Annotated in this window: 28 protein-coding genes and 1 other RNA gene; 16 read left to right on the top strand and 13 right to left on the bottom strand. The window is 62.2% G+C overall.

The window, feature by feature from the left end; translation table 11 throughout:
* Positions 1-134: 134 nt before the first annotated feature.
* Complete coding sequence (gene guaD, locus ACR0IR_RS01905) at positions 135-1,424, top strand: guanine deaminase (protein WP_170364666.1); 1,290 nt, start codon at positions 135-137, stop codon at positions 1,422-1,424.
* Between the two features lie 7 nt (positions 1,425-1,431).
* Here the strand turns inward: guaD and ACR0IR_RS01900 are convergent, their stop codons facing one another.
* The 3 genes from ACR0IR_RS01900 to ACR0IR_RS01890 form a co-directional block, all read right to left on the bottom strand.
* Positions 1,432-2,766: an 8-oxoguanine deaminase gene (locus ACR0IR_RS01900; RefSeq protein ID WP_170364668.1), complete on the bottom strand. Its 1,335-nt coding sequence runs from the start codon at positions 2,764-2,766 to the stop codon at positions 1,432-1,434.
* A 113-nt stretch (positions 2,767-2,879) separates the two neighbouring features.
* Positions 2,880-3,671 (bottom strand): histidinol-phosphatase, encoded by a 792-nt coding sequence (gene hisN / locus ACR0IR_RS01895; RefSeq protein ID WP_170364670.1) that lies wholly within the window; start codon positions 3,669-3,671, stop codon positions 2,880-2,882.
* 44 nt (positions 3,672-3,715) lie between these two features.
* Positions 3,716-4,087 (bottom strand): helix-turn-helix domain-containing protein, encoded by a 372-nt coding sequence (locus ACR0IR_RS01890; protein WP_093964756.1) that lies wholly within the window; start codon positions 4,085-4,087, stop codon positions 3,716-3,718.
* A 301-nt stretch (positions 4,088-4,388) separates the two neighbouring features.
* Between ACR0IR_RS01890 and ACR0IR_RS01885 the strand changes: the two genes are divergently transcribed.
* On the top strand, positions 4,389-5,345 hold the full coding sequence (locus tag ACR0IR_RS01885; RefSeq protein ID WP_170364671.1) for an NADPH:quinone oxidoreductase family protein: 957 nt from the start codon (positions 4,389-4,391) through the stop codon (positions 5,343-5,345).
* Between the two features lie 5 nt (positions 5,346-5,350).
* Here the strand turns inward: ACR0IR_RS01885 and ACR0IR_RS01880 are convergent, their stop codons facing one another.
* A complete protein-coding gene (locus ACR0IR_RS01880) occupies positions 5,351-6,232 on the bottom strand; it encodes a LysR family transcriptional regulator (protein WP_093965049.1) in 882 nt (293 codons plus the stop codon).
* Positions 6,233-6,359: 127 nt separating this feature from the next.
* Between ACR0IR_RS01880 and ACR0IR_RS01875 the strand changes: the two genes are divergently transcribed.
* Together ACR0IR_RS01875 and ACR0IR_RS01870 are read left to right on the top strand one after the other, a co-directional pair.
* Positions 6,360-6,575, top strand: coding sequence for a DUF1127 domain-containing protein (locus ACR0IR_RS01875; RefSeq protein WP_170364673.1), 216 nt, complete (start codon positions 6,360-6,362; stop codon positions 6,573-6,575).
* Between the two features lie 173 nt (positions 6,576-6,748).
* Positions 6,749-7,486, top strand: a complete 738-nt coding sequence (locus ACR0IR_RS01870) for a Bax inhibitor-1/YccA family protein (RefSeq protein WP_170340154.1) — start codon at positions 6,749-6,751, stop codon at positions 7,484-7,486.
* A 139-nt stretch (positions 7,487-7,625) separates the two neighbouring features.
* Here the strand turns inward: ACR0IR_RS01870 and ACR0IR_RS01865 are convergent, their stop codons facing one another.
* Entirely contained in the window at positions 7,626-8,132 is a 507-nt protein-coding gene (locus ACR0IR_RS01865) for a lipoprotein (RefSeq protein WP_170340151.1), read from the bottom strand.
* Positions 8,133-8,351: 219 nt separating this feature from the next.
* The gene (gene rpmG, locus ACR0IR_RS01860; RefSeq protein WP_007799108.1) at positions 8,352-8,519 is read right to left on the bottom strand and encodes a 50S ribosomal protein L33; all 168 of its coding nucleotides are present in this window, start codon (positions 8,517-8,519) and stop codon (positions 8,352-8,354) included.
* A 292-nt stretch (positions 8,520-8,811) separates the two neighbouring features.
* Here rpmG and ACR0IR_RS01855 point away from each other — a divergent pair, with 292 nt between their 5' ends.
* The 3 genes from ACR0IR_RS01855 to ACR0IR_RS01845 all read left to right on the top strand — a co-directional run bounded on the left by ACR0IR_RS01855 (position 8,812) and on the right by ACR0IR_RS01845 (position 10,698).
* Entirely contained in the window at positions 8,812-9,447 is a 636-nt protein-coding gene (locus ACR0IR_RS01855; RefSeq protein WP_170364675.1) for a DUF1326 domain-containing protein, read from the top strand.
* Complete coding sequence (locus ACR0IR_RS01850; RefSeq protein ID WP_254441571.1) at positions 9,395-10,288, top strand: DUF2182 domain-containing protein; 894 nt, start codon at positions 9,395-9,397, stop codon at positions 10,286-10,288. Before ACR0IR_RS01855 ends, ACR0IR_RS01850 begins: the two co-directional genes overlap by 53 nt.
* Positions 10,289-10,365: 77 nt before the next feature.
* Complete coding sequence (locus ACR0IR_RS01845; RefSeq protein ID WP_170340147.1) at positions 10,366-10,698, top strand: GYD domain-containing protein; 333 nt, start codon at positions 10,366-10,368, stop codon at positions 10,696-10,698.
* Positions 10,699-10,705: 7 nt separating this feature from the next.
* On the opposite strand, the gene rnpB is transcribed toward ACR0IR_RS01845, so the two are convergent.
* The 5 genes from rnpB to gatC form a co-directional block, all read right to left on the bottom strand.
* An RNA gene (gene rnpB, locus ACR0IR_RS01840) (RNase P RNA component class A) lies at positions 10,706-11,121 on the bottom strand.
* 12 nt (positions 11,122-11,133) lie between these two features.
* Positions 11,134-11,901, bottom strand: coding sequence for an N-acetylmuramoyl-L-alanine amidase (locus ACR0IR_RS01835; protein ID WP_170364677.1), 768 nt, complete (start codon positions 11,899-11,901; stop codon positions 11,134-11,136).
* A complete protein-coding gene (locus ACR0IR_RS01830; RefSeq protein WP_170364679.1) occupies positions 11,840-12,538 on the bottom strand; it encodes a hypothetical protein in 699 nt (232 codons plus the stop codon). Before ACR0IR_RS01830 ends, ACR0IR_RS01835 begins: the two co-directional genes overlap by 62 nt.
* Before the next feature lie 40 nt (positions 12,539-12,578).
* Positions 12,579-14,066 carry an Asp-tRNA(Asn)/Glu-tRNA(Gln) amidotransferase subunit GatA gene (gene gatA, locus ACR0IR_RS01825; protein WP_170364681.1) on the bottom strand — a complete coding sequence of 496 codons (1,488 nt, stop codon included), beginning with the start codon at positions 14,064-14,066 and terminating at the stop codon, positions 12,579-12,581.
* Positions 14,067-14,069: 3 nt separating this feature from the next.
* Positions 14,070-14,357: an Asp-tRNA(Asn)/Glu-tRNA(Gln) amidotransferase subunit GatC gene (gene gatC, locus ACR0IR_RS01820; RefSeq protein ID WP_005981734.1), complete on the bottom strand. Its 288-nt coding sequence runs from the start codon at positions 14,355-14,357 to the stop codon at positions 14,070-14,072.
* Between the two features lie 227 nt (positions 14,358-14,584).
* Here gatC and ACR0IR_RS01815 point away from each other — a divergent pair, with 227 nt between their 5' ends.
* From ACR0IR_RS01815 to ACR0IR_RS01805, 3 genes are all read left to right on the top strand, one after another.
* Complete coding sequence (locus ACR0IR_RS01815) at positions 14,585-14,746, top strand: hypothetical protein (RefSeq protein WP_170340142.1); 162 nt, start codon at positions 14,585-14,587, stop codon at positions 14,744-14,746.
* A 201-nt stretch (positions 14,747-14,947) separates the two neighbouring features.
* Positions 14,948-15,511 (top strand): DUF4202 domain-containing protein, encoded by a 564-nt coding sequence (locus ACR0IR_RS01810; protein ID WP_170364683.1) that lies wholly within the window; start codon positions 14,948-14,950, stop codon positions 15,509-15,511.
* Positions 15,512-15,517: 6 nt separating this feature from the next.
* Positions 15,518-16,276, top strand: a complete 759-nt coding sequence (locus ACR0IR_RS01805; RefSeq protein ID WP_170364685.1) for a class I SAM-dependent methyltransferase — start codon at positions 15,518-15,520, stop codon at positions 16,274-16,276.
* Here the strand turns inward: ACR0IR_RS01805 and ACR0IR_RS01800 are convergent.
* Positions 16,236-16,922: a ceramidase domain-containing protein gene (locus ACR0IR_RS01800; RefSeq protein WP_170364687.1), complete on the bottom strand. Its 687-nt coding sequence runs from the start codon at positions 16,920-16,922 to the stop codon at positions 16,236-16,238. The two genes, ACR0IR_RS01805 and ACR0IR_RS01800, sit on opposite strands and share 41 nt — an antisense overlap.
* A 57-nt stretch (positions 16,923-16,979) precedes the next feature.
* Between ACR0IR_RS01800 and ACR0IR_RS01795 the strand changes: the two genes are divergently transcribed.
* Together ACR0IR_RS01795 and ACR0IR_RS01790 are read left to right on the top strand one after the other, a co-directional pair.
* Entirely contained in the window at positions 16,980-17,672 is a 693-nt protein-coding gene (locus ACR0IR_RS01795) for a metal-dependent hydrolase (RefSeq protein WP_005981720.1), read from the top strand.
* Positions 17,669-18,847 (top strand): M24 family metallopeptidase, encoded by a 1,179-nt coding sequence (locus ACR0IR_RS01790; RefSeq protein ID WP_480778957.1) that lies wholly within the window; start codon positions 17,669-17,671, stop codon positions 18,845-18,847. The genes ACR0IR_RS01795 and ACR0IR_RS01790 overlap by 4 nt, the downstream gene beginning before the upstream one ends.
* A 7-nt stretch (positions 18,848-18,854) precedes the next feature.
* On the opposite strand, the gene ACR0IR_RS01785 is transcribed toward ACR0IR_RS01790, so the two are convergent.
* Entirely contained in the window at positions 18,855-19,325 is a 471-nt protein-coding gene (locus tag ACR0IR_RS01785) for a nucleoside deaminase (protein WP_170364691.1), read from the bottom strand.
* Between the two features lie 61 nt (positions 19,326-19,386).
* Between ACR0IR_RS01785 and ACR0IR_RS01780 the strand changes: the two genes are divergently transcribed.
* From ACR0IR_RS01780 to ACR0IR_RS01765, 4 genes are all read left to right on the top strand, one after another.
* On the top strand, positions 19,387-20,199 hold the full coding sequence (locus tag ACR0IR_RS01780; RefSeq protein WP_437342615.1) for a pseudouridine synthase: 813 nt from the start codon (positions 19,387-19,389) through the stop codon (positions 20,197-20,199).
* A 177-nt stretch (positions 20,200-20,376) separates the two neighbouring features.
* Positions 20,377-21,291 carry a 5-bromo-4-chloroindolyl phosphate hydrolysis family protein gene (locus ACR0IR_RS01775; protein ID WP_170364695.1) on the top strand — a complete coding sequence of 305 codons (915 nt, stop codon included), beginning with the start codon at positions 20,377-20,379 and terminating at the stop codon, positions 21,289-21,291.
* 30 nt (positions 21,292-21,321) lie between these two features.
* A complete protein-coding gene (locus tag ACR0IR_RS01770; protein WP_170364697.1) occupies positions 21,322-22,512 on the top strand; it encodes a toxic anion resistance protein in 1,191 nt (396 codons plus the stop codon).
* Positions 22,513-22,525: 13 nt separating this feature from the next.
* Positions 22,526-23,479, top strand: a complete 954-nt coding sequence (locus ACR0IR_RS01765) for a DUF2927 domain-containing protein (RefSeq protein WP_170364698.1) — start codon at positions 22,526-22,528, stop codon at positions 23,477-23,479.
* Positions 23,480-23,482 lie beyond the last annotated feature (3 nt).

The raw sequence follows: 23,482 nt of genomic DNA, 5'->3' as shown, positions 1-23,482 counted from the left end.
TGCCCCTTGTTCTGGGAATTGGCCCCTAAATAGAAGAAGCTGCTACCGGAAAACAATGACAATGGTGCGATTTACCCGCATCTTTCACATGCCTATGCTGCAAGCCAGATTCACCAAGGCGGAGATCACGGCGGATGGCGCAAAAGACGCTTCTGACAGGGCGCGTACTGAGTTTCGAACACTCCCCCTTCGAAACGCAACCGGATCAGGCGGTCCGGCTGCACGAAGCCGTTCTGATCGAGGGCGGGAAAATCCGGGAGTTGGGAAGTACCGCTGATTTGCAAACCGCGCACCCCGAGGCGGCCATTCATCACCATGGCGAAAACCTGATCCTGGCTGGTTTCATCGACCCCCATGTCCACTACCCCCAGACGGCGATGATCGCGAGTTGGGGCAAACGGCTGATTGATTGGCTGAACACCTACACTTTTCCAGAAGAGATGAAGTTCGGTGATGCAGACTACGCTGCCGAGATTTCGAACCGATATCTTGACCTGACCGCCGCACACGGCACCACGACCATGTGCAGTTTCTGCACCATTCATCCCGAAAGCGTCGATGCCTTTTTCACGGCCGCCCAGCAGCGCGGTCAGCGTGTCGTGGCCGGGAAGACCTGCATGGACCGCAACGCGCCCGAAGGTCTTCGGGACACGGCCCAAACAGCCTATGACCAGTCGAAGGCTCTGATCGGAAAATGGCAAGGTGTCGACCGGATTTCCTATGCGATCACGCCGCGGTTTTCCCCGACCTCGACCCCCGAACAACTTGAGGCGATGGGTGCGCTGTGGGCAGAACACCCAGATTGCCTCATGCAGACGCATCTCAGCGAGCAGACGGACGAAATCGAATGGGTTCGGTCGCTGTTCCCCGAGGCGCGCGACTACTTGGACACCTATGAAAAATTCGGACTGCTCGGCGCGAACGGCCTCTATGGTCACGTGATCCATCTGGAACCGCGCGAGCGAGACCGCCTGCGTGAGGTCGATGCGTCGCTGATCCATTGCCCCACCTCGAACACTTTCATCGGTTCGGGTCTGTTCGATTTGCACGGGCTGATGCGGGATGGCCATCGTATCGGCCTGGCAACCGACACCGGCGGCGGGTCCAGCTTTTCCATGTTGCGGACCATGGCGGCCGCCTATGAAATCGGCCAATTGCGCGGACATCCGCTGCACCCGGCGCAACTGCTGTGGCTGGGCACCGCAGGCTCGGCCCGGTCGCTGCGGATGGACGACCGCATCGGCAATATCGCCCCCGGAATGGAGGCGGACCTGATCGTGCTCGACCTCGCCTCGACCCCCGCGATTGCCCAGCGAGAGGCCAATGCCCAGTCCCTTTGGGAGGCGGTGTTCCCGACAATAATGATGGGAGATGACCGCGCCATCGCCGATGTGTGGATCGGCGGACGGCGCGTTTCGACCTGAAGGCAGATCAGCCCTGCAATGCGAGGGCCAACCTGTTCTGCCGTTCGATCGCGCGCGGCAGGTCGAATGTGGCAATGTTGCCGTCCCGGACGACCTGTCGCCCCTCGACAAACAGGTGTTTGACGTGCACCGGACCTGCCAGCAGCAAGGCGGCCGGGTCCCAACTGCCCGCGCACTCCACACCCCTTGTGTCCCAAACAGCGATATCCGCGCGTTTGCCCGGCATCAGGCGGCCGCAGTCCGGCCGGTTCAGCACGTCCGCCCCACCCCGCGTCGCGATTTCCAGAGCTTCGCGCGCGGACATGGCATCGGCACCGTTCGCCACGCGTTGCAGAAGCATCGCCTGCCGCGCCTCGGCCATCAGGTTGCCGCTGTCGTTGCTTGCGGAACCGTCAACGCCCAAGCCAACCCTGACCCCGTTGTCACGCATCGCGCGCACCGGCGCGATCCCCGAGCCCAGACGGCAATTCGAGCAGGGACAGTGCGCAACCCCGGTGCGTGACCGAGAGAACAGGTCGATCTCTGCCCCGTCCAGCTTCACGCAATGGGCGTGCCAGACATCGGGGCCGGTCCAGCCAAGTTCCTCGGCATACTGGCCGGGTCGACAGCCGAACTGGGACTCTGAATACAGGATATCCTCGTCGTTTTCTGCCAGATGGGTGTGCAGCATGACCCCTTTGTCCCGTGCCAGCAGTGCGGCGTCGCGCATCAGATCCCGACTGACCGAGAAGGGCGAACAGGGCGCAAGTCCAACCCTGCACATTGAGCCTTCGGACGGGTCATGGAACGCGTCGACCACTCGGATCATGTCATTCAGGATGTCGGCCTCGGCCTCGACCAACGTATCGGGCGGCAGACCGCCGTCGCTTTCGCCGATGCTCATCGCCCCGCGGGTCGGATGGAACCGCAGCCCCACCTCTGCAGCGGCCGCGATCGTGTCATCCAAGCGTGACCCATTCGGATACAGGTACAGATGGTCGGAACTGAGCGTGCAGCCCGACAAGGCCAACTCGGCCAGACCGATCTGAGCCGAAGTGAACATCTCGTCGGGACCGAACCGCGCCCAGATCGGATAGAGCGTCTGCAGCCAGCCAAAGAGCAGCGCATCCTGGCCCGCCGGAACAGCTCGGGTCAGTGTCTGGTAGAGATGGTGGTGGGTATTGACCAATCCCGGCGTCACGACACAGCCGCCAAGGTCATGCACCTCTCCGTCGGTGGTCAAATCTTGGCCGATGCGGGCAATTTGCCCGTCACGGATCAGCAAATCTGCGCCGGCCAGTTCTTGCCGGCTGTCGTCCATGGTCAGGATCGCATCGGCGTTTCTAAGAAGGATTTCGGGCATCTCGCACTCCTGCATCTGCCCGCCTCATGCCAGAAATGCGTGTGCCGGTGGAAAACGGGCGCAAGAACCGGCGCATAGACCCTAATCAATCGCGGCCGCAGCGGCAACCGTCGTCAGAAGTCGCGCAGAATCTCGAGGGCCGCGGCGTGGATTTCAGGGTTCGCAGCCGCCAGTGCCCGCCCCCCCTGATGGGCCGGCCCGCCCTGCCAGTCGGTCACTACGCCGCCGGCGGCCTCGATCACCGCTATCGGTGCCTGGATGTCATACGCGTTCAGTCCAGCCTCGATCACCAGGTCGACCTGCCCGGCCGCCAGCAGCGCGTATGCGTAGCAGTCCATGCCGTAGCGCGTCAGTTGCACCTGTCCAGCCACGGCGCGAAAGGCGTCTCCTTCGGCGGTCGTGCCAACTTCGGGGAATGTCGTGAACAGGATTGCGTCCCGCAAGGCATCCGTCCGACGGGTCGCCAAGCTGGTTCTGCCCAGAGGACCGGTCATGAACGCACCGTCTGCATGACCCACAAACCGTTCGCCGATATAGGGTTGGTCAATCACCCCCATGATCGGCCCGCTATCGTCGCCTAGCGCGATCAGAACGCCCCATGTCGGTGTGCCGCTGACGAAACCGCGGGTGCCGTCGATCGGGTCCAACACCCAGGTAAGCCCCGATTTGCCTTCGACCGCACCGTACTCCTCGCCCAAGATGCCGTCGTCGGGGCGGAGCTCGGCCAGAACGGATCGCATGGCCTGCTCGGCGGCGCGATCGGCCACGGTCACCGGGTCATACCCGCCTTGCAGCTTGTTTGAGGTTTCAAGATTCGACTGGCGAAAATACGGCAAAATGGCCGCACGCGCCGCGTCGGCCATTTTCTCGGCAACTTCAAGGTCACTTGCAGAGGCTTTGGTCATACGCCACTGGTGCGCTCAGCCCTGTGCGAAGTCAAGCCCCGGTCTCAGGCCACGTCGCTGAGAACGCGCGCAAGCTCAAACAGGCGTCGACGCTGGTTTTCCGGGATCGCGTAGTAGGACCGAACCAGATCCAACGCTTCCTTGTCGCCCATCAGATCAGCAGGAACCGATTTTTTGCCCGAGTCTTCCTTCTGGGCATCCTCCAGACCTTCAAAGAAAAAGCTGACCGGAACGTCCAGAGCTTCGGCAATGTCCCACAGGCGTGATGCGCTGATGCGGTTGGCCCCGGTTTCGTATTTCTGGATCTGCTGGAACTTGATACCGACCTGCTGTGCCAGCTGCTGCTGCGTCATGCCAATCAACCAGCGGCGATGCCGTACGCGCTTGCCCACATGGACATCGACGTGATGGGTCATTGGTATTCTCCTCTGTTACACACAACCGCCCGGGAAAACGCTAACTGAACCATGACCGCACACTAGCGAGACGCTTGTAAAGAACTCTCTAATACGGAACGTGCCCCCCGAAACAGCACTGACAAGCAATATTGCCGCTTTTTGGAAAATTTTCAAGATGGTTGAATCTGCGCGCCTGAAGGAAGGTTTACGGTTGTGCACGATTTGGCCAGTGCGACAAAGACGCCCCGGCCATTCCCTTCCGGAATGATTGACAAGTCAGGGGAGGCCCCGATCAATTGCGCCAACATGGAGATTTGAGATGCTGGCCTACCAGATCCAGTCTGCCGGAGGGCAGGCCAAATTGCGCGAGATACCCGTGCCCGCACCCGCCGAAGGCCAGATCCGCGTGGCCATTCGCGCCTGCGGGCTGAACTTTGCCGATCTTCTGATGCAGAAGGGCACGTACCAGGATACGCCAGCGGCCCCTTTCATCTTGGGGCTTGAGGTTGCGGGGGTCGTAGACGCAATCGGCGCAGGGGTCGGCCATCTGAAGCCCGGAGACCGGGTCGCGGTATACTCAGGCCAGGGTGGATTGGCGCAATTCGGGGTTTTTGACGCCGACCGTGCCGTGGTCATCCCCCAGTCGTGCAGCTTTGAAGACGCGGCGGCCATCCAGATCGCCTACGGAACCAGCCATATGGCGCTGGACCATCGGGCGCGGCTGCAGACGGGCGAGACCCTCTTGGTGACCGGTGCCGCCGGCGGGGTCGGGCTGACGGCGGTCGAGATTGGCAAGCTTATGGGCGCGACGGTGATCGCACAGGCCCGGGGCGCCGATAAACTGGCGGTCGCCCGCGCGGCCGGGGCCGATCACCTGATCGACGCGGACGAAGATCTGCGCGAGCGCGTGCTGGCCTTGGGTGGCGCAGACGTCGTCTATGACGCCATCGGTGGCGACGTGTTCAAGGCTGCCTTCCGGGCGACCAATCCCGAAGGCCGCCTGCTGCCGATAGGTTTTGCCGGCGGCGAAGTCCCGCAGATACCGGCCAATCACTTGCTGGTGAAGAACCTGACCGTGATCGGGTTCTACATCGGTGGCTATCTGAGGTTCCGGCCCGAGGTCGTTCGCACCAGCTTTGAGACCCTCTTCGCCTGGCATGCCGAGGGACGCATCCGGCCCCATATCAGCCATACCCTGCCGTTGTCCGAAGTGGCGCAGGGCATGGCTCTGCTCAAGGAACGAAAGTCGACCGGGAAAGTCGTCATCACGATCTGACCGGATCAGCCCACCACGGCGCGCAGCGGTGTTCCGCCAAGCATGTGGAAGTTCTGCCGCACCAGCGCGGCGAGGGCCTCAACCACTTCGCCGCGCCCCTGATCGCCTCCGTAAAGGTTGATCATATGCGCCGGCAATTCGGGCAGAACCCCACCTGAATCGATCTTCTCCAGATGTGCCGCCTCGGTCCCCTCAAGCATGGCGTGGACGGCGAGGTCCGCGCTGACGGTTGCCTCGATCGTGCGGTCGTTCTCGGTTTCGACCGACAGCTCCCATGGAATGCCTGCCGCATCCAAGGCGGCAATGACCTGAGGCCGGAAGAGGCAGCGCCGACCCAGCGCCAGAGGAAGCGGCCGGCGCCGCCAAGCCGAGCCTCCTGAAGCGCCGATCCAGCGCAGGGGCAGCTCTGCAATGGTTTCCCCGCCATCCGAGTTCGCAGCCTCGGTCGTCAGGATCACGTCGCATTCGCCACGCCGAAACATCTCTTTCAACTGGATTGAATAGGATGAAACCAACTGCACCCGCACGCGCGGGAAGTCGGCATTGAACCGCTGCAGAACCCGTGGAATAGCCGGGTAGACGATATCGTGCGGCACCCCGAGCACCACCTCGCCTTCAAAGGCTTGATCGGTCAGTTTCGAGATGACCTCGTCATTCAACGCCACCATTCGCCGGGCATAAGCCAACAGCTGTTCGCCAGAGGCCGTCAACGCGATGGTCCGCCCAGACCGGTCCAGCAATTCCAGGCCCAACAGCTCTTCCAGACGCTTCAGCTGCATGGACACAGCCGACTGAGTCAGATGCAGGAAACCGGCGGCGCGCGTCACGCCCCCGTGGTCCGCGACCGCCACGAATGAGCGCAGGGTGGTGATGTCCAGGTTCCGCATCATCAACAATCCTTATGGATCAATTCAAAAACATTCATTTTTAAAATATGCCACAACCCGCCATATAGTTCAAGGAAGTTGATGCGAAAACAGCTTTACATCACCGACCGATGAAAGGACATAAGTCATGACTCAAATTGCAGCACACCGACCCTGTGCCTCGACATCGATCAGAACGGGCAATTGGTTTCAGCGTATGCTTGCGGCCGCTCATCAACGGCGGGAGCTGGCTCGGCTGGATGACCGCGCCCTGCAAGACATCGGGATCACCCGATCAGAGGCCCTGACAGAAGCATCCCGCCCGTTCTGGGACGCGCCCGAAACCTGGCGCAAGCGGCCCTGAATGCGCAACCTGGAACGGATTTCAGCGCCACCTTCCAAAGCGGCGCTGAAATTGTTGACCATATTGCTGAGTTTTGGCCCCAAAACCCTTGAAACATGCGCTACACTCTCCGATATTTGCAGGGAAATCGCCCCGCAACCGGGGGCTGAAAGCTGAATCCAAGGGAGACCTCTATGGCACAATTCGATACGATCCGGACGGCGACTGGCGCGCGCGCTGCCGAGATTGACGAGGGCCTGCGCGCCCACATGAACAAGGTCTACGGCACGATGTCCGTGGGCATGCTGATCACCTTTGCGGTTGCATGGGCCGTCGGCACCAGCCCGCAGCTGCTGTCGGTATTCCGCGATCCGGTGACCCTCAGCCCGAACATTCTGGGCTGGATCGTCATGTTCGCCCCGCTGATCATGGTGTTTGCCTTCGGCGCGGCCATCAACCGCCTCAGCGCAGCTGGCGCCCAATTGTTCTTCTACGCCTTTGCGGCGGTGATGGGCCTGTCGCTCAGCTGGATCTTCGTGGCCTTTACCGGCATTTCGATCGCCCAGGTCTTTCTGGTGACCTCGATCGCCTTCGCCGGTCTGTCGCTGTACGGTTACGTCACCAAGAAGGACCTGTCCGGTATGGGCACCTTCCTGATGATGGGTGTGATCGGCCTGATTGTGGCCATGGTCATCAACCTGTTCCTGCAATCGCCAGCCATCATGTTCGCCGTGTCGATCCTGGGCGTTCTGATTTTTGCGGGCCTCACCGCCTATGACACCCAGAAGATCAAGACCACCTACATTCAGATGGCCCATGCGGGCGATCAGGAGTGGCTGGGCAAGGCCGCCATCATGGGTGCGCTGAACCTGTACCTGGACTTCATCAACATGTTCATGTTCCTGCTGCAGCTGCTCGGCAATCGCGAGTAAGACTGCCGGAACACCAAATCAAAGGGCGGGCCCGAAAGGCCCGCCCTTTTTTGTTCCGGCGTCAGCAAAGCCAGCCCAAAGAAAAAGGCCCCAGCCAAATGGCAAGGGCCTTACATCATTGTAATCGCAACGGATCCGATCAGCTGCAGTTCAGCGGAACCGCGAAACCCGAGCTGCGCGACGACCCGCCCTTGCGGTATACGTCGCCGGCAGGCAGACATCCGGTAAAGCGCTCGGTCTGGCTGCCGAACGCGGCCCCAACCGAGTTATCCACCTTGGTGCTGTTGTTTTCGGTGCGCAACACGCCGAACAGGGTTCCGTTCACGCTCACCGTGCTCAGGAACATGGTGCTGCTGCTGCCGGTCAACTGTACGGCCGTGGTGTCGGACCGTCCGCCATTGTCTATGGCAACGCCCGCGACCTTGTCGAATTCTGTCTTGTCAGTGCTGGCCTGAATGGTCGGCAATTCTGCCAACTCAGCTGGGACGTTCGTCGCAGGCGGAACAAAGGCAACGGCGCCTTTGACGTCCGAAACGGTTCTTGGTTCGCCATCAATGCCGGTGAACCCGACGCCTTGGCGGTTGAACGGGTCTTCACAGGCCGAAAGTGTCAGAATGGCGATTGCGGGCAACAAGATTTTTTTCATGGCGCTCAACATTTTGTGGCGGTTTGCTGAACCGTACTGGCAGGCGGGGCAAAAAAGCAAGCCAACACCAATCAGAATACCTGTCGGCCTGATGCGCCTCTGCAACGGCCCGAAACGGCCGGATCGGGCGGCGTCAGGGCTACACGACACGGTCAAAACAACGAAAAAGGGTCCTGCCGAAGCAGAACCCCCTAAGCTTTCGCGTCGAAAAAAGGCAGATTACTTGATCTTGCCTTCCTTGTACTCGACATGCTTCCGAACGACCGGGTCGTACTTACGAACGGTCATTTTCTCGGTCATGGTGCGAGCGTTCTTTTTGGTCACGTAGAAGTGGCCCGTGCCCGCGGTCGAGTTCAGACGGATCTTGATTGTCGTCGGCTTCGCCATGGTTATCTCCTGCGTCCGGAAAGGCAGGGGCCTTTCGGTTGAATTCCTATGAGCGTGCGCTTTTACCCGGTCGCGCGCCCGAGTCAACCGGAATCGGCGGTGTTTCAACACAAATCACAGTATCCGACACACAGTGGATCAGCGCCCGGTTTGGACAGATCACGGTTTCGTGATATGATCGCGTCACAGCATCCCAGAACGCCGCTGTCCAAGGTTGTGCGGCGTGAGGCAGCGAAACCGGGCAAGACCCTCTGTCAGCAGAGTTTTCTTGTACGTCTGCTAGGGGGAAATCATGACAGAATGGAAACTTCAGGGCGAGACGCTGGCCAATTGCAACTGTGATTTCGGTTGCCCCTGCCAGTTCAGCAGCCTGCCCAGTCACGGGAATTGCGAGGCCGTGGTCGTCTTTGACATCACAAGCGGCCATTACGGGGACACGGATCTTTCCGGCCTGCGGGCTGCGGGTGTCTACCACTGGCCAGGCCCGATTCACGAGGGCAACGGGCAGATGCAACTGATCATCGACGAACGGGCGGATGCCGATCAGCGGGCCGCCCTGCAGGCCATCATGTCCGGTGAGGACACCGATGAAATGGCCACCATGTGGTATGTCTACAGCGCCATGGCGCCGACCAAGCATGAGACACTGTTTGCTGAAATCGACGTGAACTGGAGCCGCGAAGACCGGACCGGTTACGCGAAGGTCAAGAACGTGTTCGATTTGGACGTCAAGCCGATCGCACATATCGTCTCGGGCCAACCGCATCGCGCGTCGATCCAATTGCCGTATGGATTCGAATACCGCCACGCCGAGGTCGCCTCGGGAACGGCCCGGACAAGCGGTTCAGCCATAAACCTGACCTTCGAGTCCTCACATGCCCATCTGGCGCATCTCAATATCTCGGGTCATGGCGTTGTCGGGCCATAGTGCAGACGCGTCGGAACAGGCCCGCCCTGCCCGAACGATCAGCCTCGAGCGAGTACTGCGAAAAGAACGTCTGATCGTCGCTGGAAGTGTCCTTCTGATCGTTTCGGGTGCGGTCTGGTACACGGTCGCCGGTGTCGGGATGCAGATGTCGGCCGTCGAGATGACTCGGATGGCCGGTCCAATTGGCCAGCCCATGCCGATGGGGGCCGGTGCCGTCTGGACGCTTTGGTACGCCGCATTGGTCTTTGCCATGTGGTGGGTGATGATGGTCGCAATGATGACGCCCAGCGCGGCCCCGACTGCCCTATTGTTTGTGGCGTTGAAACGGGTTGGACCCGACAGGCAGCGCAGCGCCAGCTTCGGATTGGCCTTTCTGTCGGGGTATCTTTTTGCCTGGGCCGTGTTCAGCCTTGGGGCAACCGGACTGCAATGGGGCCTGCAACAGATCGGAGCGATGGATGGCCCGATGATGACCATCCGGTCCGGAATCCTGGCGGGCATCGTTCTCTGTGCTGCCGGGATGTATCAGTTCAGCGGGTTGAAATCCGCGTGCCTCCGCCATTGTCAGAGCCCGGCTGCCTTTCTGACCCGCCACAACCGGCCCGGGCATTGGGGTGCGTTTCGATGCGGCGCCCTGCACGGAGCCTACTGCTTGGGCTGCTGCTGGGCCTTGATGGCACTGCTGTTCGTCGGCGGCATCATGAACCTTTGGTGGATCGTCGCAATCGCCGTCTACGTCGCGCTGGAAAAGCTGTTGCCCCGGGCGGGATGGCTGACGCCGGTCGCCGGTGTCGTTTTGATCGGATTGGGAGCCTGGGTGTTGATCACCGCATTGGTTTGATGCGGCAAGCCTGTCTTCCGGGCCAAGGAGCCGGCCAATTGGAGCGCTCTGCACATTTCGTTCACGAGGAGATCGTCATGCCTGTCTTCATCACTTATGCCTCTTATTCCAACGCCGGTGTCAAAGGGATGCTTAAGAAACCGGAAAACCGCACCGGGCCGGTGGCGGCGCTGCTGGAGAAGGTTGGCGGCAAACTGCTGGCGTTCTACGTGACGACCGGAAGCAATGACGTGGTGGTCATCAGCGAAGCTCCGGACGGAACGGATGCCGTGGCCGTTGGTATGGCCGTTGCGGCTTCGGGGGCGGTTTCGCGGGTCGAGACGGTTCGGGCCTGGTCGGCCGACGAATTTGTTGCCATCACCGAGAAAGCCGCGAAACTGGTCGCGGCCTACACGCCGCCCGGAGGATGAAGAAAATACGCGCGGAGGGCCTGTAAGCCGGATCCTGTTCCGGGGTTGCCCCCTTCGATGACCATTCCTCTAGGCCGAGCATTGCTGCGCGGCTCGAGCTGCCAACCCGGTCCCTCTCGGCCAAGGCGAGCCTAGCGGCGGTATCGGCTGACGCCGACCGGCCCGCGCGGGGACCCTATTCGGCATTGCTCCCGGTGGGGCTTGCCGTGCCGCCGCTGTTGCCAGCGGCGCGGTGGGCTCTTACTCCACCGTTTCACCCTTGCCATGATGTGCCAGAGGCGAACCTCCGATCCGTTATGGCGGTCTGTTTTCTGTGGCGCTTTCCGTCGGGTCTCCCCGCCCGGGCGTTACCCGGCACCGTTGCCTTGTGGAGTCCGGACTTTCCTCTCGGGCCTGAGCCCCAGCGGCCATCCGGCCCTCCGCGCGGTTGCCGGGTTAAACGTCCACCCGAATACCGTCAAGGTGTTCCATCAAACCAGCCAGTCGTTCGATGTCGCCCATGTCCTTCTTGGACAGGGGCCCGCGCCGCCATGGGGCAAACCGGCTTCTGAACGCTTTCAGCAGATCAGCGGTAGGGGATTTGGGATACCCAGCCCTCATCGCAACCAATGCAAAGTATTGGTCGTCTGGCGGCAATTCATCAAGGCATATACCCTTCAGAACGGCCGGCCCCGCTGCCATTTTTTGTTGCGCGAGACGATCCCAATCAAACTTGGGACCGGGATCAAGCTTTCGCTCGGGGGCCATGTCCGAATGGGCGATAACGTTCCAGGGCTTGATCCCCAACCGCTCTTGCAGATGTGAAAGCAGGTTTTCCAGCACCGCCATCTGCGGTTCGGAGAAAGGATGATCGCCGCGATTGTCGAGTTCGATCCCGATGGAGCGGGAATTGATGTCGCTGAACCCCCGCCACGCGCCTGCACCGGCGTGCCAGGCGCGATCTTCCTCACGGACCATCTGCCAGAGCGTTCCGTCGCAGCCGATCAGATAGTGAGCCGATACCTCGGTGTCCGGGTCGCACAAACGCTCGAGCGCGGCTTGAGCGCAGTTCATCGCGGTGTAGTGAAGCACCACCAGAGATGGCTTCAACCCATCTCGGCGGGGGCCGAAATTGGGGGATGGGTGCCAGATCGGCGAGAGCTCAGTTGCCGACGGCACTGCGGAACGGGCTGGGGTCCCAGCCGCAGGCAAATCCGTCGCCATCCGGGTCCAGGCCCTTGCGGTCGCGCTGGGGGCCTCCATTTGCCAGGAAATCGATCTGTGCCTGGTCGGGCGATGCGTAGCCCGCGCAGTTGCGTTGCGCCTTGGCCTGCAAATTGAACCCGGCTCGGCTGTAGAGCTGAGTGCCAACCGGATTGGTCGTGGTCAGAGCATATTGGACAATATTGGGCTGTCCGTCCGACCCGCGCTGAGGAACGGCCGTCGGCGCGACAACCTCGTATGTCTGACGGTTCTGCTGAATCAGCGCGGCATCATCCTGGATGCTGCGGCTGCTTGAGACAGCTGCGAAATCCTGCTCGTTCGAAATGCCGTTTGAGCTTACGGCCACCGGTGCAGTCGGCTGCGCCGATGTGCTCGCCAATGCCGCCGCGGTCTGGTTGGCAATGTCCGTGGCGCTGTCGCCCGTCGTGAAGGGGGCGGGACCGACTTCGGCATTCAACTGCTCCTGCGAAATGGCCGGAGGCGGCAGCAGCGGGTTCCCCGCGACGCCCTGCCCGGCCAGCTGCGCCTCGCGTTCGGCCTGATACTGCGGCGTGTTGAAGCCGGAGTCCGTGACTGGCGCCACGGTATCGCAAGCCGCGATGAACCCGAAGGCCGGAATGAGAAGCATTTTGCGCATGGAACTGCTCCGTCCTCGCGTTGTTACCGCTGCCTGAGGGTTACCACCATTTGCCCGGCTTGGCCACAAACCCGGCGGCATTCTCAAGCGCGTAGGCGGTATTCAGAAGGTCACCTTCTTCCCACGGACGACCGATCAGCTGCAGCCCCAGCGGCAAGCCCTGCCCGTCAAGACCGGCGGGAACCGAGATACCCGGAAGACCCGCGAGGTTGACGGTCACGGTGAACACGTCGTTCAGATACATCTGCACCGGGTCGGCCTCGGTCATTTCGCCCAGACCGAACGCCGCCGAAGGTGTCGCCGGTGTCAGGATCGCATCGACACCTGCGGCAAAGACATCCTCGAAGTCTTTCTTGATCAGGGTCCGCACCTTGCGGGCGCGGTTGTAATAGGCGTCATAGAAACCGGCTGACAGCACGTAAGTGCCGACCATGACGCGGCGCTGCACCTCGTGGCCAAAGCCCTCGGCGCGGGTCTTTTCATACATCTCGGTGATGCCGTCGCCCTGCGCCAGCTGCGCACGGCGGCCATAGCGCACGCCGTCATAGCGCGCCAGGTTCGACGACGCCTCGGCTGGCGCGATTACATAGTAGGCCGGAAGCGCGTATTTGGTGTGCGGCAGCGAGATGTCGACGATCTCGGCCCCGGCGGCCTTGAGCATTTCGGCCCCATCCGCCCACAGCTTTTCGATCTCGGCGGGCATGCCATCCATCCGGTATTCCTTTGGAATGCCGATTTTCTTGCCCTTGATGTCTCCGGTCAGCATGGCCTCAAAATTCGGAACAGCCAGTTCGGCACTGGTCGAGTCCTTCGGGTCGTGCCCACACATCGCCTCGAGCATGATGGCCGCGTCGCGCACGTTCTTGGTCATCGGCCCGGCCTGATCCAGCGAGGACGCAAAGGCCACGATGCCCCAGCGCGAGCAACGGCCATAGGTCGGCTTGATGCCGGTGATTCCGGTAAAGGCGGCGGGCTGACGGATCGAGCCACCGGTGTCGGTTCCGGTCGCTGCAAGGCATAGATCGGCTGCGACGGCAGACGCCGAACCACCCGAGGAACCGCCCGGGGTCAGCTGCGCGTCATCATTGCCGCGCCGCCAAGGGTTCACCGCATTGCCATAGACCGAGGTTTCGTTGGACGAACCCATGGCGAACTCGTCCATGTTCAGCTTGCCCAGCATCACCGCGCCCGCATCGGCCAGTTGCTGCGAGACGGTGGATTCGTATTCGGGCTTGAACCCGTCCAGAACTTTGGACGCAGCTTGCGAGGGCACGCCCTTGGTGCAGAACAGATCCTTGATACCGATCGGCAGGCCACACATGGCAGGCGCGTCGCCCGCCTTGATGCGTTCGTCTGCGGCCTTCGCACGCTCCAGCGCGATTTCCGGGGTCTTGTGCACGAAAGCGTTCAGGACATCGGCTGCGTCGATCGCCTTCAGGCAGGCCTCGGTCAGCTCGACCGAGGTCACATCTCCGTTGCGCAGGGCATCGCGGGCCTCGGCAAGGCTCAGTTTGTTCAGATCGGACATGTCTTACTCCACCACCTTGGGAACCGCGAAAAAGCCCTCGCGCGCGTCGGGGGCATTGGACAGGATCTTGTCCTGCATGTTCCCGTCGGTCACCACGTCCTCGCGCCGCTTCAGCCGCATTGGCGTCACCGAGACCATCGGCTCGACCCCTTCGACGTCAACTTCGTTCAGCTGTTCGATGAACCCCAGGATCGTGTTGAATTCCGAGGCCAGCGCGGGCAACGCGTCATCCTCGACCTTGATCCGGGCCAGTTTGGCCACCTTGGCGGCGGTGCTTTGGTCAATCGACATGGGAAACCTCATATGCGTTACAGGGGCATTTACCCGTCTGATGCAGCAGTCGCAAGACCACTGAGCCACAGCGATTTGTCCAAAGTCCACGCGGTTGCCGCCAAGCCAAACAAATTTGAATACCCGCTATGCAAAAAAGTGAACGGATTAGTTCACTTTGGCGATTGAAGCCGGCGCAAAAAGTTACTTTATGTACTGAACGAAACAGTTCAGTCCGGAGAATAATCATGAAACGCATGTTGATTGCTGTGTCCGTTGTTCTGACAACCGCTGCCGCGCCGGCGCTCGCGCTGGGGGTTCCCATGGGCGACCTGACACCGACGCTGACCTTCCCCGATCAGCACCCCTCGGATCAGGTGAGCCAGGAGAAATCTTCGCTCCGCAACTAACCCTATCGCTTCCCTGTTGGATCGGGCCGGTTCTCCCCCCTTTTTCCGCCCCGATCCTGCACCTGCCCTCGTGGCGTCGCCGGCCCTGAATGGGTCGGCGCTTTTTTGTTGAAGCACGGTGCTCTATCGTTCATTCACTCAAGAGTTTCAGGTCAGCATGACCGAATGTCCCGAGGTGCCGTTGCCAAAGCAGGAGATGCCATGACAGAGCGCAAGCAGAAGGTTCTGGATGCAATTGATACGGCCAATTCGGCCGATCCCACCCAGGAAGACGGTCGCCCCGCCGCGCTGCTTTATGGCGAACGGATGAGCGCCGAGTTGGACCGGCTGTTCCCCGACGCCTCCGAGCCGTTGCAGATCGCCGCACGCGGCCAGCATGTCGAGCGCTGGAAGCTGGCCCGCTCGGCCTATCCTGAAGGGCGCGCGGGCTATCTGGCCTGGCGCAAGGCCCAGGCCGAGCATCACGCGCAGGTCGTGGCCAAGCTGATGTCCGAGGCCGGTTACGATCAGGCCGAGATCGACGCCGCCCGTCGCATGTTGCGCAAACAGGGCATCAAGCGCGACGACGACGTTCAGGCGCTGGAGGACGTGATCTGCTTTGTCTTTCTGAAATGGTATTTTGCGCCCTTCGCCACGAAACACTCGGACGAAAAGATCCAGCGCATTGTCGAAAAGACCGCCCGCAAGATGTCGGCCGAGGCGCGCCGACGCGTGCTGGACGAGTTCGACCTGCCCGAAGACCTGGCCAGCGCCTTCAAGGATTGACGGGTCATGACTGATGACATGCAGCTGTTGATCGACCTGCACCTGCCCAACGACCGGCAAGGCCCCGGCAGCGACGCGGCAACGGAAATGGCGTTGAAGCTGGCGGGCGTGCAAGCCGATCCCGGACTGAAGGTTGCCGACATTGGCTGCGGAACCGGAGCCGCGGCCTTCTGCCTTGTGCGCCATCTGGGCGCATCGGTGACGGCAGTGGATTTCCTGCCGGAGTTTCTGGCCGAGCTGAACAGGCGTGCACAGGACTTGGGTCTGGCGGCCCGGGTTCAGACGCTTGAGGCGTCGATGGAAGACCTGCCCTTCGACGATGCCAGCCTTGACGTGATCTGGTCCGAAGGAGCGATCTACAACATGGGGTTCGAGAACGGCCTGAACGCCTGGCGTCGGTTCCTGAAACCCGGCGGGGTCCTGGCTGTGTCCGAGCTGACTTGGCTGACCGATCGACGCCCCGAACCGCTGACACGGCATTGGGATGCCGCCTATCCCGAAGTTGCGACCGCCGGACAGAAGATCCGCCAGATCGAGACCGCCGACTATGAACCTGTCGGCTATTTCCCGCTGGGCACCGACTGCTGGATGGAGAACTACTACCTCCCCCTGAAACGCAGCTTCCCTGCCTTCCTCGACCGGCACGGCAATTCCGAGCAGGCCAAAGCCATTGTCGATGCCGAACAGGCCGAGATCGCTTTGTATGAAACCTATTCCGACTATGTCAGCTATGGGTTTTATCTGGCGCGGCGTCTGCCGGACTGACCGCATCCGTCATGGCCCGGCGATAAACCTCGATCATCCAGCCCAGCATGGTGGCGTTCAGGATGTGCCACATGAAATGCGTTCCCATCGGGATGCGGGCGCAAAGCGGAGCATCGAGCGCACGGAAGGTGATCGACGCGATCAGGATCGCAGCCCCGACCGCCAGACCCCGGGCCACTTGCGGCCTGCGCACGCGCAAAAGATACGCATAGATCAGGATCAGCAACGGCACCGGAGCATAGGCGGCCGACCCGCCCAACCCGGGAACCAGCTGAAACGCCGGAATGGTCAGCGCCGCATAGGGAATGAACAAGGCCGTTAGCCCCGCCGCCTTCGGCGTGGATAGCTGCCAGATGTCCCGGTTCACCGCGAAGATATAGATCAGGATGAACAGCAAGATCGGCGTCGTATCCGCCAGCGCGGCCCAGACCTGCGCATGGGTATGAAACAGATAGCTGCCAATACCGATCACCGCCAGAATGGCGACCAGCAGGCGGGCCAAGGGCAGACCCTGCCCGTGCACCCGCCGCCACATCACCCATGCCGCCAGCAGAAAGGCCGCGTTGGTCACGGCGTTTACGGGTTCGGCCCAATAGGCCGGCGACAGGCGCTCGCAATAGCCGTCGATTTCTCGCATCCAGTCCATGGATTTTTACATAGCCGATGCTAGGCTGACCCTGAACCGGTTTCAGGAGGGTCTTTCATGAAAATCATCTGGTTGGGGCATGGCAGCTTCCGAATTCACGCGGCAGGACAGGTCCTGCTGATCGACCCCTGGCTCAGCGGCAACCCGATGCTGCCCGAGGATCAGCACGAGGCCGCCGTCCAGGGCGCCACGCATATCCTGCTGACCCACGCACATTTCGACCACGTTGCCGACGTTCTGCCGCTGGCCAAACGCCTGAACATTCCCGTCGTGGGCCAATACGACGTCATGGCGCATTGGGCCGAGGCCGAAGGGATCGAGACCATCGGCTTCAACAAGGGCGGCCGGGTCGATCTGAACGGGGTCAAGGTCGACATGGTGCCGGCCTCGCACAGCTCGACCTTTGCTACGCCCGACGGCCCGCGCGCCGGTGGGTCCGAGGTGGGGTTCATCCTGTCGGCCGATGGTCATACGGTCTATGTCTCGGGCGACACCACGATCATGGCCGACATGGAGTGGATCGGCGATTATTACAAACCCGATATCGGCATTCTGTCGGCGGGCGGCTATTTCACGATGGACATGAAAGCCGCTGCCTATGCCGCCCGGCGGTATTTCGACTTCAAGACGGTGATCCCCTGCCACTATCGGACTTTCCCGATCCTGGAACAATCCGCCAAGGACTTGGCGGACGGGCTGCCGGGCGTAACCGTCATCGAGCCCGAGGTCCTGCAGGAGATCGAGCTTTGACACCCGCGCTGGCCTTCTCGGCGGAAGAATACGCGGCGCGGCTGGCCAAGACCCGGTCCGCGATGGCCCAGCGGGGTATCGAGACCCTGCTGGTTGCGGACCCGTCGAACATGGCCTGGCTGACGGGCTATGACGGCTGGAGCTTCTACGTTCCGCAGATGGTGGTCGTCCCGCGCGACGGCGCGCCTCTGTGGTGGGGCCGGACGCAGGACAAGCCCGGCGCGGCGCAGACCACTTGGCTGGACCCCGCCGACCTGTTCGACTGGCCCGAAGAACATGTGCAGCACCCCGACCATCACCCGGTCGAGTCGTTGGCATCGCTGCTGCGCGACCACGGCTGGACGACCCATCTGGGTGTCGAGATGGACAATTATTACTACTCGGCCGCAAGCCACCGGATCCTTGAGACCGCGTTCGGCCGCGATGCGCTGGTCGACGCGACCGGGTTGGTGAACTGGCAGCGTGCGGTCAAGAGCGAGGCCGAGATTGCCTTGATGCGCAAGGCCGGGCAGTTGACCGCGCATATGCACACGGTGCTGCGCGACGGTTTCCGCGCCGGGGTTCCCAAGAACGTGCTTGTGGCCGAGGTTCAGGCGGCGGGCATCGCCGGGCCTCCGGGGCTTGGGGGCGACTATCCCGCGATCGCGCCCATCGCGCCCTCGGGGGCGGAGGCCTCGGCCTCGCACATCACCTGGAACGACCGTCCGCTGACACCGGGCGAGGCGACCTATTTCGAAATCTCGGGCTGCCACCGCCGCTATCACTGCCCGGCCAGCCGCAGCCTGTTTCTGGGCGACCCGCCTGCCGATATCCGGCGCGCGGAAACCGCGATCCTCACCGCGATCGAGGACACGCTGGCCGCCGCCCGCCCCGGCGCCACCTGCGAAGAGGTTGCCGCCTGCGTCTATGACAGCTTTGCCCGGGCCGGCTATGTCAAAGGCAATCGCACGGGCTATCCGGTGGGCCTGAGCTATCCGCCCGATTGGGGCGAGCGCACCATGAGCCTGCGCCCGGGCGACAGCACCGTTCTGCAGGGCAACATGACCTTTCACCTGATGCCGGGCCTGTGGACCCCCGATTGGGGCCTGGCCATCACCGAAACCTTCGTGGTCACGCCGAAGGGCGGGCAACCCTTGGCCGACATACCCCGCGAACTGGTCGTGAAACCGGCCTGAGCGCGCTTCAGCCCCTGGGCCCGCCGCCGTCGCGCTGCGCGGCAAAGAACTCGCGCAGCAAGCTGGCGCAGTCCTCGGCCGCGATTCCGTCATAGACGTCCGGCCTGTGGTGGGCCTGAGGGTGCGAGAACACCCGCGCCCCATGCGCCACGCCGCCCGATTTCGGATCGGCGGCCCCGTAGTAGATCCGCCGGATCCGCGCCGCCGCCAGCGCAGCGGCACACATGGCGCAGGGCTCCAGCGTGACATACAGGTCATGCCCCGTCAGCCGCTCGGACCCGACGGCCCGGCAGGCGGCGCGCAGGGCCAGGATCTCGGCATGCGCGGTCGGGTCGTGCAACTCGCGCGTACGGTTGCCGTCAGCCGCGATGATCCGCCCGTCGGGCGCCACGATCACCGCGCCCACCGGAACCTCGCCCCGATCACCTGCCGCGCGCGCCTGTTCCAGCGCCTTGTCCATATGCGTTCTGAAGACCATGCCCCTGACTGCCCCAGAAACCCACCTTTCGCAAGCCGCGCCGATGCGCTATGCGCAAGGCATGAGTAACACCCCTCCTCCCGGCGACCGGATCGCCAAAGTGCTGGCCCGCGCCGGCATCGCCTCGCGCCGCGAGGCCGAACGCATGATCGAAGCGGGCCGCGTAACCGTGAACGGCAAGACCATCGACAGCCCGGCGCTGAACGTCACGCCCAGCGACAGGATCACCGTCGACGGCAAGCCCGTGGCCGAGCCCGAGCCCGCGCGTCTTTGGCTGTATCACAAGCCAACCGGCCTTGTGACAACGAACCGCGACGAAAAGGGTCGCCCCACGATCTTCGACAACCTGCCCGAGGACATGCCCCGCGTCATGAGCGTCGGCCGATTGGACCTGAATTCCGAGGGCCTGCTGCTGCTGACCAATGACGGGGGTATCAAGCGCAAGCTCGAACTGCCTTCGACTGGCTGGCTGCGCAAATACCGGGTGCGGATCAACGGCCGCCCCAAGGACGAGGATTTCGCCCCCCTGCGCCAGGGTCTTGTGATCGAGGGCGAAAAGTTCCAGCCCATGACCGTGACGCTGGACCGCCAGCAAGGCGCGAATGCATGGCTGACGATCGGACTGCGTGAGGGCAAAAACCGGGAAATCCGCCGCGCGATCGAAGACATCGGGTTTACCGTGAACCGGCTGTTGCGCGTGTCCTACGGACCGTTCCAGCTGGGCAACCTCAAACCCGGCGAGGTCGAGGAAATCCGCCGCCGCGTTCTGCGCGACCAGTTGGGTCTGGAACCTGAAACCCCACCGGCTGCTGCGAAACGCCCAAGCCGCCCTCAAAGATCCCGCAGGCCGGTCGGCAAGAAATCACGCAATTGACGCGGGTTATCGAACCTTCCCCCTAGCGCCAAGCCCCTTGATCCCCTAGGTTTTCAAGGGGACAACCGCAGTTGGAGGACGTCATGTCCGGGACCGGAGTGCAAAAAATGGCCTACGCGGCCCTACTGGTACTGTTGTTCGGCGTCTGCACCGGTTGGCTTGGGGGGCTCTGACGCCATGGCCAAGCGATACGGCGGAAAGTTCAGCCCCGACGGCCAGTCCGACACCGACGCGCCCGCCCCGCGCGGGCAATACGATGGTGCCCGGGTGAACCCGGTCGGCGCCCGCGCCAATGTGATGTTCGTTCCGGCGATCCCGCTGGTCTTTCTGTCGCTCAACGACGGCGCGATCGGGATGACACTTGGATTGGTCGCCGCCGGCATTCTGACCGCTGCAGCCTTTCTGCTGCGCGAAGGGCTGAAAGCCGAGGATGCCTACAACGCACGTCGCACCGCGCGCCGCCCCGCCTTTCCCCGCAAGATATTTTCGTCGGTGTTGACCGGGCTGGGGGTGGGTCTGGCCGCTTATCGCAACGACTATCTGGATGCCGAGACCGCCAGCCAGGTCAGCCTGCTGGCGCCGGTCTTGTTCGGCGGCGTGGCAACGGCCCTGCATTCCGTCGCCTTCGGGCTCGACCCGATGAAAAACAAAGGCATGGAAGGTGTGGACACCTATCAACAGGACCGGGTCGCCCGCGTGGTCGAAGATGCCGAAGCCCATCTGAACCAAATGACGGATGCCATCAAACGGGCCGGCGACCGCAGGATCGAAGCCCGGGTCGAGCGGTTTCAGACCACCGCTCGCGATCTGTTCCGCACGGTCGAGGAGGACCCGCGCGATCTGGCCGGTGCCCGCAAATACCTGACCGTCTATCTGCAGGGCGCCCGCGATGCGACGATCAAGTTTGCCGATGTCTATGCGCGCACCCGCGACCCGCAGGCTCTGTCCGATTACTCGGCGCTGCTGGACGACCTCGAGCAGAATTTCTCGGCCCGCACCCGAAAGATGCTATTGGATGACCGCAGTGATCTGACGGTCGAAATCGACGTGCTGCGTGAACGACTGCAGCGCGAAGGCGTCCGGCTCGACTGACCGGCCAAACCAAGAACAGGGAAGCTTCTCATGTCTGACGAAATCAAGAAAAAGGCGGCCGAGGCCGAAACGCTGGTTCAGGAAGTTGCAGCTGTTTCATTGCCCGAGCCGAGTTCCGAGATCGTGCCGTTGGAAGAAGCCGACGAACCGGTGGGTGCCGAAATCCGCAAGCGCATGTCTGAAATCGACATGGGCGACACCAACTCGATCGTTGCTTTTGGATCGGCTGCGCAGGCCGAGCTGCAGGAAATCAGCCAGGCTATGCTGGCCGACGTGCGCAACAAAGATGTCGGCCCCGCCGGTGACAGCCTGCGCGACATCGTCACCACGATCCGCGGCTTTTCCGTGTCTGAACTGGACGTGCGCCGCGAGCGCAGCTGGTGGGAGAAACTGCTGGGCCGCGCCGCGCCTTTCGCCAAGTTCACCGCGCGCTACGAAGAGGTGCAGGATCAGATCGACCGGATCACCGACAACCTTCTGTCGCACGAACACACACTGCTGAAGGATATCAAGTCGCTGGACCTGCTGTATGAAAAGACGCTGGATTTCTACGATGAACTGGCGCTGTACATCGCGGCCGGCGAAGAGAAACTGACCGAGCTGGACAGCCATGACATCCCCGAGAAAGAGGCCGAAGTGCAGGCCGCCCCGGAAGATCAGCAGGTGATGAAGGCGCAGGAACTGCGCGACCTGCGGGCCGCCCGCGACGATCTGGAACGGCGTGTGCATGACCTGAAGCTGACGCGACAGGTGACGATGCAATCGCTGCCCTCGATCCGGCTGGTTCAGGAAAACGACAAGTCGCTGGTGACCAAGATCAACTCGACGCTGGTGAACACCGTGCCGCTGTGGGAAACCCAGCTGGCGCAGGCGGTCACCATCCAGCGCAGCGCCGAGGCCGCCGCCGCCGTGCGCGACGCCAACGATCTGACGAACGAGCTGCTGACCTCGAACGCCGCGAACCTGCGCCAGTCGAACAAGATGATCCGCGAGGAAATGGAGCGTGGCGTGTTCGACATCGAAGCGGTCAAGAAGGCCAACGAGGATCTGATCGGCACGATCAATGAAAGCCTCGCCATCGCCGACGAGGGCAAGGCCCGCCGCGCCGCCGCAGAAGAAGAGCTGAAGAAGATGGAAGCCGAACTGCGGGACACCTTGGCTTCGGCCAAGGCCCGGAAAGACGGGCTGGGCGACACGGCCGGAACCGCCGTTCCGGGCTGAGGAGAGATCGCAGGTGCGGCTTCGGAGATTTCTAGGGCACGGGTTGGGGGCAGCTGCATTGCTGATCTTGACCAATTGCGATGACGCGCTCGAGTCCTCGATTGCCCCGCAGGCGCGCCCGTCCCAGCCGCAATTGGCCAATGCTTATGTCGAACCTTCGGCGGCAAGCCAGGATCTGGCGCGTTATTATCAGCGCGTCGAGCGCGACCTGTTGACCCGAGGTCTGATGCGTACAGACGGTGGCGGGCCGGACACCCCGTTTGATGCGGATGATTTGGCCCGGAATTTCGAAGCCATCGCGTTCTACAGCGAGTATCCCGGCGCCGCCGTATCCGGCGGCAGCCAACGTACCAGCGGAAGGCTAAGCCGCTGGTCTGGCCCGGTCCGGATACAGGCAGAATTCGGGCCGTCAGTATCGCCAGACCAACGTGCGGCCGACAAGGCACAGATCCGGGCCTATACCGAACGCATGTCGTCCTTGACTGGCCACCCGATCTCGACCGCAACCAGAAACGCGAACTTCCATGTGTTCGTCGCCGGCGATGACGATACGGAATTCGTGCAAACGCGACTGCGCCAGTTGTTTCCCAATATCGGACAGGCTCAGTTGAACCTGTTTCAGGATTTACCGCGCTCGTTCTATTGCTTTGTCTTCGCCTCGGCGTCGAACGGGGCACCGAACACTTATACTGGTGCGGTTGCGTTGGTGCGGGCCGAGCACCCTGACTTGATGCGGCTGAGCTGCATCCATGAGGAAATCGCCCAAGGGCTGGGCCTGCCCAACGACAGCCCACGGGCGCGGCCGTCGATCTTCAACGATGACGACGAATTCGCCCTGCTGACCAGCCATGACGAAAAGCTGCTGACGATGTTGTATGATCCGCGACTGAAACCCGGCATGACCGCGCAAGAGGCCGCGCCGGTGGTGCGGATCATCGCCCGTGAATTGATGGGGCAGTCGCTCTGACCC

The organism is Ruegeria sp. CF2, assembly GCF_056537385.1.
The sequence above is the reverse complement of the archived record's forward strand: the minus strand, read 5'-3'. Positions and strand labels throughout refer to the sequence as shown.